Annotated in this window: 6 protein-coding genes; all 6 read right to left on the reverse strand. The window is 48.3% G+C overall.

The window, feature by feature from the left end; translation table 11 throughout:
- Positions 1-8 precede the first annotated feature (8 nt).
- The 6 genes from ACN4EK_RS08675 to ACN4EK_RS08700 are packed head-to-tail and all read right to left on the reverse strand — an operon-like array spanning position 9 to position 14,150.
- Complete coding sequence (locus ACN4EK_RS08675; protein WP_431657432.1) at positions 9-3,551, reverse strand: hypothetical protein; 3,543 nt, start codon at positions 3,549-3,551, stop codon at positions 9-11.
- A 16-nt stretch (positions 3,552-3,567) separates the two neighbouring features.
- Positions 3,568-6,936, reverse strand: a complete 3,369-nt coding sequence (locus ACN4EK_RS08680; RefSeq protein WP_431657433.1) for a Swt1 family HEPN domain-containing protein — start codon at positions 6,934-6,936, stop codon at positions 3,568-3,570.
- A gap of 23 nt (positions 6,937-6,959) precedes the next feature.
- A complete protein-coding gene (locus ACN4EK_RS08685; RefSeq protein ID WP_431657434.1) occupies positions 6,960-7,376 on the reverse strand; it encodes a type II toxin-antitoxin system VapC family toxin in 417 nt (138 codons plus the stop codon).
- Entirely contained in the window at positions 7,373-7,588 is a 216-nt protein-coding gene (locus ACN4EK_RS08690; RefSeq protein ID WP_431657435.1) for a hypothetical protein, read from the reverse strand. The genes ACN4EK_RS08685 and ACN4EK_RS08690 overlap by 4 nt, the downstream gene beginning before the upstream one ends.
- 32 nt (positions 7,589-7,620) lie before the next feature.
- Positions 7,621-10,578 carry a DUF1156 domain-containing protein gene (locus tag ACN4EK_RS08695; protein WP_431657436.1) on the reverse strand — a complete coding sequence of 986 codons (2,958 nt, stop codon included), beginning with the start codon at positions 10,576-10,578 and terminating at the stop codon, positions 7,621-7,623.
- Complete coding sequence (locus tag ACN4EK_RS08700) at positions 10,578-14,150, reverse strand: helicase-related protein (RefSeq protein ID WP_431657437.1); 3,573 nt, start codon at positions 14,148-14,150, stop codon at positions 10,578-10,580. The genes ACN4EK_RS08695 and ACN4EK_RS08700 overlap by 1 nt, the downstream gene beginning before the upstream one ends.
- Positions 14,151-14,155: the final 5 nt, after the last annotated feature.

The raw sequence follows: 14,155 nt of genomic DNA on the forward strand, positions 1-14,155 counted from the left end.
TGAAAGTCTTACTCTTCCTCTATGTGCTCGTCAGCGATACGTCTTGCATCCCTTTCGTAAGAATGCGCTAATTCTCTAAGGGTGACTGCAAACCTTTGATATCCAGCATTCTCTAAATCCTCCGCCTTCTTATTGAATGCATCAGCAAGAGCTTTCTCTGCTGCCCCAGTTGGATCTACCCAATGTACTCCACGAGAATTAAATGTTGCGGTGCGAAATCCTCTTCTCATTACATCGGCATCTTTAGCGTTAAGAGCTTGAGCTACGTCACGGTTGATCCAGAGTCCGTCATTGTCAGGTTTACTATGAGTAAGCACTTGTCCAACATGAACAAGTGCTACTTCAAGATGTCCAGACTCTTTGCAGGAAATTTTCACTGCCTTTAACCACATATGAAAAGCTTCACCTGAGAAAGTTCCATCAGGCTGAGTGCCTGGTGGAATCTTCCATTCCTTAAGCAAATGGTAGCCATTCTGGGCTATCTTCCTAGTTCTCTCAGTAGTTTCTTTTTGTGGAGACGAAGTACCTTTCGCCTTGTAAACGAGACGAATGATTTCACAGAAAAATTCTGGATCACTAGAGAGCCTGTCTTCTAAAGCTCTAGGGCGAACTGAGCGATGGTTGTAAAGTAGGGGGAGATATGCCCATTCAATATGAAATAAATCATTGGGGTCAGTTTCAGGATCGTTCTGGAGAGCTGCTATAAGTTCTTCAATGTGATATGGATCCATTTGAGATACTGGTTCTACCGAGGAAGCAGCAGCCAGTAGAGCTTTAACAGTGCGGTCTTGATCCAGTGGCTCTTTATTGCTTAGGCACGTATAGAGGCAATCGATAGCTCTATAAGGTCTTCCATGCTCAATTAATTTATCCACGGCTGTTTCGAGGTCACCCTCCACCTGAAAAGGTCTTACATCTACTCGTTTCCAATATTCGCTTTCGTTAGAACCAAGTAACGTAAAAACACGCAACCAGGTTTCTGGGGTAAAGGGTAGATAAGCAAAAAACTGAGCTACTTGAGAAGGAGTCCAATTTTGCAAATCAACATTATCAACCCAATTCCAACCCTTAAACTCATAGCAACCTACAACATAACCAAGAGTAAAGCTCACTATGCTTCGATTTTCTGCCGCTAGGAGAGTAGGAAGAACAGCTATTTGAATCTGCTGACTGTCAATCTCGCTTAAAGCATAGCCAACATAGTTAGGACGTTCTACTTCTTCAGCAAATTGCAGGACAGCAGTAATTCCTCCATAGTCAAATATCTCTTTAATTGCCTCTTTACGTCTTTTATTGAGCTGATGTCGTTGCTCATCCCAATGCCCTTGCTTCTCGAAAAGATCCAATTCCCGATTTGCAAATAAGCGTCGGTAGAGGTAAAGCAGATTTGTCGGTGCAAGTTTCTTTGAGACAGACTCAAGTTTAGAGACAAGATCAGTAGGCAAGGCCCAATCAGCATCAGCATATCGCCTATGCTTCGTCGTTAGCTCAACTAGAGAAGTCCATAAATTTTGACGCTCTTCTTCCGTTAAACCTGTAACTTTGTCGGAGGCTAAATAGTCTATAACATTCTCAAAAACAGGATTGACCAAGTTGTCGATATAGTGGATGAGTTCCATCAACTTATCTGTATCATTTTGTGCCATTTGAAAGGCTTGGTCGCAGTAAAAAGAAACTTGGTTCCAATAATCTTGTCCTATAACTTTCTCATTCCAATCTTCTGGAATTGACCTTCGCCAAATTGGTTTATGGGTTCCGGTAGAAGATTGATGTTGATTTGGTAATAGGCTAATCAAAAGTTTCCATGCAACCTCAGGCACCTCATTAGTAAGTGTTTTCACAGCAACCTGACGTTTTTCAATTGGTGCTGTTGTTTGAGGTAACCAAGGTAAAAAAATCATTGTGAGGGAGGATTGCGGTCGGTTCGCCCAATTACCTCCAGGATCTCGTTCTGCAAGCTCTCCTAAAATAACTGTGGTGCGAACTAGATAATCGGCTTCCCACGCAAGACTCTCTAAAGCCCAAAGAAGTCCAGTCAAATAATTACCACCAGTAATTCCATTGCCCTCTTGTGAAAACAATTTATGGAATGGACAGTTTTGAGCCTGTAAAGCAGCCTCAATCGCATGGAGAAAAGTATCCGGTGACGCTTCAGAAATAAGGGGCAATAGATTGTTCAAACTTCCCCACAAAACCCAATCTATCTCGTTCAATATTTCTCTTACTGCCAAACTGGCAACAGCTTCGGGTTTATCAGCAGAGCAATTTGACAACGCATTTGGGTATGTTCCGAGAATTGCAAAGGTTTCAGCTAGACCTTTTCGCAGAACATTTGAGTGAGCCAACTTTTTACCATAAATATGTGCAGCAAATCTGTCCTCAGGTGCCAACTCAAATTGAGGATCAGGCTCTTTAAGAACATTTACTGCACAAACTTTTAGGTTATCTAAATCCCCGTCAAATATGCGTTGTCCAAGAGACTGCCATAGGAGTAGTCGATCGCTAACCTTCCAAATCCCATTCTTCAGTATCAGTGGGCTATTCTCTTCATGTAAGACCTCTCTTATAGGCAAGATCCATTCAGAATAATCGCATCGAGCAAGCGAGCTTATAATTGCACGATCGGCTTCTGATTGTTCATCCCAGGAACCAATTAGATTGGCAACGGTAAGAGCAGAGGCGTGTTGGCTACTGTTCCAGTCTTGAACTGAATTAGGAGGTGTTCTTTTAGAGAGTTCTTGAGGAATTGTTTCATAGATACGAGTTTGAAAAGCCTTGCGTATCTCATCAGAAACCGTCTCTCGCGTTACTATTCCTGCATTTTTGTTAGCAGTCTGTACCTCGTCGATGAGCTGAGTCCATAGCCCATGTGCCTCTTCCTGAGAATACTGACCAATCAAAGAATGTAACAGAGATAAGGCAACCCCAGATTTGATATCAAGATCATAACCAATCAGGTGAAAATGGCGGAGAAAATAGAATAAGTCTTCAGGCGGTAAACTTTCATTTCCCGAAATCTTCAACAGATGATGACGAAAAACATCAAGCTTTTCACGTTTCTTTTGGTGACTAAAATTCGCTAGTTCGACTTTCTTGAAGAAGTCTTCAGAATCTTCGGAATGTCGAGACCATTCAAGAATTGTCCGAACATGATCAGTATCAGTAGAACTCAGTGGACCAGTAATAAGAGCGATACAATCTCTTCCTTTAGTAAAGATATCTGAGTTGTTAAAGTCGATCCAAGCGGCTTGTAATACCTCAGCAAGCACCTTACTATTTTTTGTAATACTGATTGAATGCTTGATCTGTGCAAGCATTTTGACAGTGTTGCTCCTATCAAAGCTTTCAGCAAAGACAATCAAATCATCCGTTGCGTAGCCATCATATTTGCCTTGGAGCTTAATTCTATTAATCGGCCAACGAGGTAAACATGGAGAAAATCCTCCAGCTAACATTAGTACAACGAATGAAGCTTGGATGTGAGCTTCAAAAACACCGCCGCCGCCCCCGGTTGAAAATGGATTACTGAGTTGCTTTTCGTCTTCGTTCATACTCAGCTTCCTCGGCTTAATCCTGCTCAAAAGATTGACTGTTGAACTTGAGCGTCCGGCAATTCTCCATGACAGTACGCGCTACATCATCGGGTACTCCCTCAGGAATTTCAGCTTCAATCTCCAAAGTAATTTTGACCGTTGCGCCATTCAAAGCGGTTAGATGTTGAATGACCTCGTTCGCGATCGCCGAAGCATCTCGGTTAATTCGCATCGCATCAATTTCCACATTTCCATAAAACCTACGGAGGATAGGTGCTTGAGTTCCTCCTGACCCGTCCTGTTCACCATCCTTTGTAGCATTGTCACCAGAACCATCAGATGGTGTGCTGCCACCAGTTGTCCCTCCTACGGGAACGGTTGTAGTACTGCCCGTGGTAATTGTGATTGCCTGAGCTGCTTCAGTATCGAATTGCTGCTGAGCAACATCTGGCTTAACCAGAAGGCTTTGAGGGCTAATACTGGGACTGATGCCCGTTGCAGCACGCAGACCCAGGTACTTTCCTTTTACGTCATCAAAGCCTTCTGCATAGGCGAAGTTATCGGCCCACACCGTTGAGGTGACTCCATCTCGAACGGCTTCCAGAAGAACGGATTGATTCTTCAAGCGAGGGAGATAGAGGTACTGGGTGAGATATTCCCAAAGCCGTTTTAGATCGATGTGATTCGTGTCTCGCCAGAGAAACTTATCCAGTGCCTCGAGTCGCAGGTTGGTAGCTGCATAAGTGGCAAGCAGGTCGCCTTCATAGACTGCTTTGCGACTGGCACGAATGATGGGTGAATCCTGCCCTTGCAGTCGGGTTTCCTTCCACTCAATACCGCCCTGAGCATCGGGTTGAGTTGGTATCAGCAGCCACTGATACGTATCACAGAGGATATTATCAACGTCTTTGTTGCTGCCATCCCGTTTCGTTTCAGCCTGACTTCGTTGAAAATTATCGAGGTTAAGCGTTTTCTTCTTATCGTCAGCCAGAACAGATTCCCACGCTAGGTATTGGGCGACATTTCGTTCTAGGTTTTCAATTTTGGCTTTATCTGCGGTCAGGAAAAGCAGGGTATTCTTGTGGTATCGCGGCCCACTACCTTTGTGGTTGAGAGCACCATCAATCCACTTGCGAGCTGGGCTGTCATCACTCAAACGAGTGTGAGGGTGCTGTGGATCAAGCACCACCAGCCTTACCCCTAAGGAGGGGTCGTCTGGAATATCTGCGGTGGATTCAGGAGCAACGTGGACAGCACTAAATTCTCCTCGATCGCTAGGCTTTTTGTTGAATGCTTCTAAACGATTCGTGATTTCCTTCCAGACTTGGTAGCGATCGCTCAAAAACTGATCGGCGCGTTCTTGAGCGGTGCGGTTGACATTGGGCTGAGTGGAAACCCAATAGCGATTGCCGTCGATATACAGATAGGTTGCCTGATCCGTGAGCCGTCGCAGGGCATCACCAAAGGTGGCAACACTTTCCCCTGGTTGAACACAGCCCAGCTTCACTCTGCGATCTTCTAACCCACGATTGGCAGCTCGCAAGGTGGGAGCAGATCCCATGTAGACGGTGCGGGTGACGCGGCGACAGGCAGAGTAACGACCCAGATTCGGATTATTGCGATCGAGGGAGAGGGGGAGGGAATTGGCTCCATCCACATCCTTATCGATCACGGGAATCCAGTTGTCCTCCAGATAACGAGTGAGTTCAGACTGCACTTGCGGATCATCCATTGGAACATGGGCTGGCATGATCATGAGGCTCTGGTCATTTCGCTCCCAAAGGGAATGGATGACTTTTGCCATGAGACGCAGCACACCACGAGTTCGCTGGAATTTGTCGAGGGTAGACCAGTCAGAATAAAGGCGATCGAACAATTCGGGATGGATGGGGTAGGCATCTCGCATTCGCCGCTCGTAGTCAGCTTCCTTACATTCGCCAGGGAACTCCTGTCCCTGAGTGCGATACATATCTGAGAAGGCTTTCACCACAGCGTCCCGTTGCACAAATAGGCTGGGGTCAGCGGTCGTTTGGAACAAGCGCCGCCGCACAATTTCAAAACTCTCTTCCGCACTGGCGGGTCGCCAGGGAGACTCCACGCGACCGATCGCATTTTTGAGTCTGTCTAGGGCTTCCTTGCCGCGATCGCCCCCAATCTCAATATCGGATGACGGAATACTAACCACCAGCAGGGTTTCTTTGGCATTCTTTGCCGATTCGCTGAGAGTCTGGGCAAAGGTGAAGTGAGTATCAAAGTTTCCGGCTGGCAGATCGCTCTTATCATGAAGCTGACGGGCATAGGCAACCCACTCATCGACCAGGATGAGAACGGGCGCATATTTATTGAACAGATCTTTGAGAGCATCTCCTGGATTGGTTGCGCTTTCGTCGGCTTGGCGCATCATCTCGTAGCCTTCTTTGCCACCGAGTTGCCAGCCAATTTCACCCCAAAGTGTTCGCACTTGAGTGCCGTCTGACTTTTGATGAATCTGTCCGGGGGAAATTTTGTTACCGACCAAAACGACGGTGTTGACGTTCTGGGGCGGTTCATTCACATCCGCTTCCTGGAAAAGGGGTTCCATTCCCGGTAGGTCTTTGGCAGCTACCCCGAAACAGAGGTGATAGAGAGCAAGCATGGCGTGGGTTTTACCACCACCGAAGTTGGTTTGAAGTTCAATCACGGGATCGCCACCCTTGCCACTGAGTCGCAGCAGTGCGCCCGTGAGAAGTTGCTTCAGTCCATCCGTCAAATAGGTACGCCGAAAGAACTCGGTTGGCAGACGATATTCGTCAGAACCTTCATCCAGGTAGACCTGCCAAAGGTCAGCGGCGAATTCTGCTTGCTGGTAGCGACCGGAGGCGACATCCGGGTGAGGGGTTACAATTTCGCGCCACGGCTTGAGTCCAGACATGGGCTGGCCTTCGGTGGGAGCCACCGCCGCACGCCGAGTTTCCCGTCGAGCCTGGTCTTCAAAACGCACCCGCAGCAGTTCTTGTTTCTGTTTTTCGACTTGATCGGCTTCTGGTGCAGAAATGGCAGTGAGGAGACGTGCCATGCTATCGAGGGCGCGATAAGCGTCATCCGTTGAGAAGGTGGACGTGTGTGCCCAGTCGTTTCGGGTATCTCGCAACTCACTGACGATACTTCGTTCAGTACGCCCTAACGTATTACGGAAGACGTTATTCCACTGCTCCCACATCACCATGAGCAGGGCAGAAACATCTTCTTTGAGGACATCTTGGACTTCACGACGAGCCACGTAGTGATCGGGCAGACTAGAGGAAGCAGGAATCAACCACCGATCGCCATGTATGGTCTTCATCTCCCGCTCAATATAGGGGTAAAGCCCATCGCGGAGTAGATTCAAGGCTCTGCCGACTCGTTCGTGGTTGCTAATCGCCATAGAATGTTCTCTAATTTCGTCAATTACTTGGGTTGAGGATTCCAGAAGTCCAAAGCCTGGAAGATGCCAAAATCACGGAAGTTGTATGTCCAAATCGGGCAACGGTATCGCAGGGCTGTCAGTACAACGGTGGCATCTTCGAGAGAACCTTGCCATTGAGGAAGTTGCACAACCATTCCCTGTAATTCATCAAAGTCGGTTTGCTCTAAGGGTAAGGAATACAGGCTGTTTTGTATAACCTTCAAAGTGTTTTGGGCAATTTCTGGACGGGTACGTTGGAGCAACCATTTATAAACCTCAAAAATAATGGGGATGGGGGTTAACAAAATTGTTTTCTGTTGAGCTAGTTGCTGAAATCCCCTGACACAATCCGTGTGATAGGTGTCTTTGGCATAGAACAAGCCAATCAATGGACCCGCGTCAAGGACGATCTGTTTCAATTTTCAAAATCCTCCGCGTGTTCGGCGGCTCCGCGAGGCGCATCTGTAACAATGCCTGCAAGCTCTAGCAGTTTGGAGCTATCTTTTGGGAGCAACTTGATCTTGAGGGCTTCATGAATCAGCCCAACGAGCGTTTCTTCTGGATGGGTTTGCAGATAGGTATTCAGTTGTTCGGCGAGTTGATCCGGTAGTTCAATGGTGAGTTGAGTCATTAATCAATCCTCCAAAATCGACAATCCGAAACCTAAAATCCCAAATCTCCCTGCACAGGCTGAGACTGTGTAAACTCGCTTGCCAAACGAGTGATTTCTGGCCAGGAGATGACTAGGCTGTTGTAAGCAATGCCCTCCTGTGCCCACCCCTTTCTGTCGCACAAGCTATAAAGCCGATAGGCAAGATCTCGTGCGATTTCTCCTCGGTTGCCCAGTTTAGCCAGCAGTTCTGCGGCACCCATTTCACCCTTTTGATCAAGTTCATGGATGAGATACTGAGCAATTTCCCAGTCGGGCATTCGGCTGTCGCTGCTAGGATTCCAGTCTGACTTCAGTTCGCTGCGTTTGAGCAAGCGTACCTTGCCGCCCTTTGCTTCTAGGATTCCCGCATCTACCATGCCTTGTACACTGGTATTTTTTGCTTTGCTGAGGGTTTCGGCATCGCCGTACTGTCCAGGCTCAAACTGATACTGTTCAAACCAGGTGAGTGCCCAACGGGTATCGCCGTCGAATTCACCTTCCTGCTCGGTGAGGAATTCGTCGAGAATCTGATTGATCAGTTGCAGGGCAGTCCGCACCCGCATGGGGGAGCCATCGTTTTCCAGAACAGCGGCATATTGCGAGAAGACAGCCATGCCGGGGCCAATGCTGGCTTGGGCGAGGTCTACCGGAGCAACGTTGCCTTGCTGGAGCGTTTTGAGTGCTCTAGGGAGTTCGCGTTTGAGTTCGGTGAGGAATTGACGACGGGTAATTTTGAGCGCGTCGATGGGGCGGGGACGACAAACGAGTACGATAGATGAGGCAAGAGCATTCGAGCCAATATCACGTAAGCGACCTGGTTTTTCAGTTCTCATAGGCCACGTTCCAGTTATGGCGAAGCCTGATTCAATTAATCCTCCAAGCATTGTTTCCCAACCAGTCGAAGCTACAGCGGCATTGCTATTCTTGTCTGATTCACTATCTGTTTCAGCTTGTTTGAAAGCATAATAAACAGTGAAAGGATAATCAGAACTTGAAGACGTTCTTACTTTTGAAAAAACCTTGTGTAATCCTGTCTCAAAGAACCTTTGAGCTTTTTCTTGTCCTCCATGTCTAAATGGTTCAGCAACAAGCTCTTCTTGTTTTGGGACGAGCAGAGTAGAGAATAATTTTGGAAAAACATTACTTAGTGAATGACGTAACCATACATAGAAAAAGTCTGACAAGTCAGCATAGGGTACTGCATCATAGTAAGGAGGATCGGTAGAGACTAGACAAGCACGGCTCAACTCAATGCCAATAGTAGCGTCCCTCTGTATGGCAGCATTCTTTGCTGTAGCTTGCCAGCCAACAGGAAGTGATTGAAGTGCCCGAATCATAGATGATATTGAGACTTCGATGTCACCTGCTGATTGTGAAAAAGGGTTTGCTTCTGCAAAATCCCATACCATCGGTAGTGCTTGCCTACCAAATGTATGTACTAACTGATCTCTTCCTTGGCTCCAAACAACTAAAGAGGAATTATTATCTGCTAATCGGCTAACAGCCATACCAAGATACGTTGCGACAGCATCTGCATAAGCCAACTTTCCTCTTCCTGCATTTTCCAATGACCTTTCATCTTCAGGAAAACTAATGTTAGATATGTCTTTCAGAATTTGTTTCCTTGCTTCTGGAACTAACTCTGAGAACGTGCTTAAAGCTAAACATTGACGATCTGTAAACAGTTCAGAATGACTGCTAATTCCGTATCGTTGCACACGAAAACCAAGTGCTTGCTCGGGTAGATCAGTATTTGGTTTCCATTGTGAATGTGCTTCGTATGCATACTGTTCATCATTCTTTGTAGGAGAAATGTACACTCTTCCAAGTTGACTATCAGCAACGGTTGCTAAAAGCTGCTGTCTCATTTTTCCAGCTTTGCCCTCAGCACGAATGTGCTCGAATGGAACCGGAGAATTACATGATGGACAAGAGGCACCTTTGCGATCAACCGTACCGGATTCTGCTAGGGTTTTTCCCTGCTTAACTTCAAAGTGGATCTTTGGAGGCATTTGACTTTTATCAACTTTCAAATCAGCAAAAGCTTCTTTCCCAGCTTTTGTAGAAAGTTGCAGTGTTTTGAGAAGGGGCATATCACAGCCACAAGCTGGGTTGGGACACTTTACTGTTCTAGCCCATAACCAAGCAATCACTGTTCCCTCACCCCCGCCGTATTCTTTTGGCAGGGCTACCTTCGGATATAAATGTCCAATTCGCTTGAATGCCTCATCTCGTATCCATTTACCGTAATAGCGAACATCTGCTGCTAACCCCTGTGCTCCTTTCCAAGAAGACATTCCTTTTTTTTGGCGATCTTCAGGGTTTGCTGGTGGCTGATCCTTAAACTTAGGTGGAATCTCAATTAGTGCTTTGTTAATTAACACTGCTACAGGATTCAGGTCACTACCATGTGCTTCTAGCCCTAGCCGTTGCGCTTCTAAGGGAATGGAACCACCACCTGCGAATGGGTCATAGACTGGTGGGGCATATTTGGCTATGTATTCTCTCACTAAGTCTAGTTTTGTGGGTGGTTCTTCACCTCTGTTCCATGCCAAACAACGAGCAATTTCCTTCTGAGCTTCCTCTAGTGCTTTTGACTTTGGATCATTCGCTTCATTCCAGGAAACTAGACCTTGCACAACCTGCTTCTGATTACCTTTCTTGTCTACTTCAATGATGATGCGTCCCAAGATATCAAATAGCCGCTGTCGCTCCTTCTTCTGATCCTCTTCGGTAGGAAACTTATCTGGCCAGCTTGAGGGATCATCAACCAACGAAGCCCACAACACTGCTCGACAGGCTGCTAACGGTCGCCGTGCCCACCACAAATGCAGCGTGGAGGGATGCCCATGACGAATCGACTTTTCACGAGCCGATTCCATATTGATGGCTTCCAGAGGCAGGGCAACTTCGATTAGCTTTTTCTTCATCTGTAAAATTAATTCCTGTGCGTTAGCAGCAATATTCATTAAATAGAGCGTGGGTCAATCCCATCATTCCAGAGGTCTTTCCAGGGGTAGTTCACACTACACGATCGAAAATCTGGCTGTTGGAACGGTTCCTTAACATAGCGCAAGATACAGCCCTTGCCTTGAACCTGATAGTCCCCACCAGACTCGCGCACCGCAAACGCATCTCCTTCTGGGAAATTCTGATCCGCAGGAACCTGCACCAACGCCAAGATAAAATTATCTGGTTTATTGAGCGCCGCCAGGATTTCATTTTTAGTGACTGTGACCGTTTCAGCCCCCTCTATCCTGCCCTTCACCTCGATAAATCGTAACTGCCCAGTCCCCGGCTCCACCGATTCGATGTCATAACCACACTTCTGATCGCTGACATCCCGTGGTTCATACCCCAACGCCCGTTCTGCTGCCATGACTGCTTCCATTGCGGCTAGCTCAACCCGCTTTGTTTCTCTAGCAAAGGTGCTGGTCGTCGATTCCCGTTTTCCTTGTAGCCGTTGTAATAGACCGATCGGCACCACCAACGCCCCACCAATAACGACAGGTGGCATGGGCGAAAACTTTCGTTCCTGCTCCAACTCAGACAGGCGTTTTTGCAGCCGTGCAGCTAACTCATCCGCCCGTTGTTGGGCTTTGGTAGAGTTAAGCTTGGCATTCGGCTTGCCTGCTTGCTCCTGTAAGCGCAGATCTGCTGCCCGTTGATCCCAGTAGTTGATTTCCTTCGTCAGTCGATCCTTTACTGCCCGAACCGTCTTTTCAATCAGTTCTTCCTTCCGTTCCCGCACCTCCTGAAGATGGTTCGACACCAGGTGAGCAATGGCATAGCTGGTCGCTTTGCTTTCAATATCATCGCGAAGACCCAAATGATTCAGCGCCGATTCCGCCAAAGGCTTTTCTGCTTCTTCTAATGGTCGATAGTCGAGATAGGGGGCATAACCAGCGCCAACGGTCTGACCTGTGCTGTCAATTTCGACATACTGCATCCGACGCGAGACGACCCGCCGCCGTCCATCTCGTTCGGTGCGAGCATCCTGAATGGAATGCTCCAAATACACCAAAGCACGGACTTCTTCCCCCGGATCGTTTTCGTCTACCAGAATGGCACCTTGCCGAAGCAGATCCCGATGACGCTCTAACGTCAAATCGATGGTGGCATCGAGAAGGGGATGGCTAGGGCAGACAAAATCAGCTAAAGGTTTTCCAGGAACACTGATGAGTTCCTTTTCAAAACAGATGCGCTCATACCGTTTTAAGATGGCTTCCCCCACTCCAATGAGACGATCGCGATTGCGGATCACCGCTGGAACATGGGTAATTTCATAGCGTTTGGTTTCCCGCTGCCGAATCGTACCGCCCAATCGTTGGAAGGCTTCCAAGAAAAAGGATGCAATGAAATGGGGCTGGAGTTTTCGGGCCTCCGCTCGCTCCATATCCTTGCGAATCTGCTGCACCTTGGTCGCATCCATTGAGTCTCGTGCCAGGGCGCGTTCCTCTAGCAACTCTCGCAACCGACTTTGGTCGAGGCGATCGGCAACCACCTGGTCAAGCTTCGCTTTTACGTCTGGGCGATCGCCGTAGCGAATCGCTTCAATCAGGAGTTCTCGCAGTTCCTTGCCTGCGATCGCTTTCCCCAACACATCAAAAACCTTGCCACCGAGCGCCTTTTGCTCAATCTCCAGCTTCTTGAGCAGCGAGAGATACACATCCCCCTCGCGGGTTTCCTCCGCCACCAGATTCCAAAGATGGCAGACTTCGGTCTGACCAATCCGGTGAATCCGTCCAAACCGCTGCTCCAGTCGATTTGGGTTCCAGGGCAGATCGTAGTTCACCATTAAATGTGCCCGTTGCAGGTTAATCCCTTCTCCAGCAGCATCCGTGGCGATTAAAACTTGCACCGTGACATCTTGCTTAAAGGCTTCCTCTGCCTTCTTGCGCTCTTCCCGTCCCATACCACCGTGGATCGTGACCACTGCCTCAGGTCGCCCGATGAGGGTCGTAATTTGATTGATCAGATAGTTCAGGGTGTCCCGATGCTCGGTAAAGATTACCAGTTTGCGCCGATGCCCCCCGGCATCAAACATCTCAGCGCTATTCTGTAATAGCTTAGATAGCTCGTCCCACTTGCGATCCTTGCCACTGCGTCGAACCCGCAAGGCTAAATTTTCGAGTTCACCGAGCTGGTGAATCTCGGCTTGTAGTTCGGAGATCGTGCGAGCTGCCGTGGCCTGGTCAACCACCTCTTCTTCCCTAGCCTCGCGCTCATCACTAGAGGAATCCTCGAAATCATCGTCCCAATCATCCGGGTCGATGGTGGGGCCAAAGTCGATCTCCGCTGATAACCCTCGTTTCAAGAGTTCTTCCTCCCGAAGCCGCTTCTGTAGCCGTTCCCGCCGTCGTCGAAGGGACTGGTAGATGGCTTCTGGAGAAGAGGCAAGGCGACGTTGCAAAATCGTCAAGGCAAAGCCAACGGTTCCTTTGCGGCCATCATTAGCTAAGGCTTCGGCTCGGTTAAATTCTTCCCTGACGTAATCGGTAACTTGCTTGTAAAGAACAGCTTCCAGATCAGACAGGACATACTTTACCGTGTGTGCCCGACGTTCAGGAAAGAGCGGTTTGCCATCAAACTTCAGCAGATCTTCCTTGACCAGGCGACGAATGATATCCGACGTGTCGCAGACATGTACCCCGTCTCGGAATCGCCCCTCAAAGCGATCGCCATCCAGCAGCGCCAGGAAAAGCTGAAAGTCTTCCTCTTTCCCGTTGTGGGGAGTTGCCGTCATCAACAGAAAATGGCGGGTCAGCGTTGACAGCAGCTTACCGAGCTTATAACGCTTGGTTTCCTTGATTTCGCCCCCAAAAAATGAGGCAGACAGTTTGTGAGCCTCATCCACCACAACCAGATCCCAATCGGTTTGCCCTAGCTTGGCTTGCAGGTCTTCATTGCGACTGAGCTTGTCCAGTCGAACGATGACCAGTGGCATTTCTGCGAAGGCGTTCCCAGTGCGAGCCGCCTCGATCCGGTCATTGGTCAGAATCTCAAAGGGCAGATGAAACTTTTGAAACAGCTCATCCTGCCACTGCACAGCCAAACTGCCAGGGCAAACAATCATGCACCGTTGTAAGTCTCCCCGAATCAGCAATTCACGGATAAACAGTCCAGCCATGATGGTTTTTCCGGCTCCCGGATCATCCGCCAGAAGGAACCGAAGCGGTTGACGGGTCAGCATCTCGCTATACACCGCCGTGATCTGGTGGGGCAGGGGTTCCACCAACGAGGTATGCACCGCTAGCAGCGGATCAAATAAGTGAGCCAGTCGAATGCGATGGGCTTCGGAAATCAACCGCAGCAACGCACCATCCCCATCGAAGCTCCACGGTCGTCCTTCGGTGACAATTTCTAAGGTTGGCTCGCGATCGCGAAACAGGATCTCAGTGTGAGGTTGACCGTTCGCATCTTTATAGGTCAGCTCAACCACGTCACTCCCATGCCACTTCGCATCAATGACGGTAACGTTATGAGTCGGCAGGATGCCTTTGACAGTAGTACCACGGGTGAGATCTTCGAGTTGAGCCATAGCTT

This window comes from Pantanalinema rosaneae CENA516, assembly GCF_050753385.1.
In the GTDB taxonomy this organism is placed as follows: Bacteria; Cyanobacteriota; Cyanobacteriia; order Leptolyngbyales; family Leptolyngbyaceae; genus Pantanalinema; species Pantanalinema rosaneae.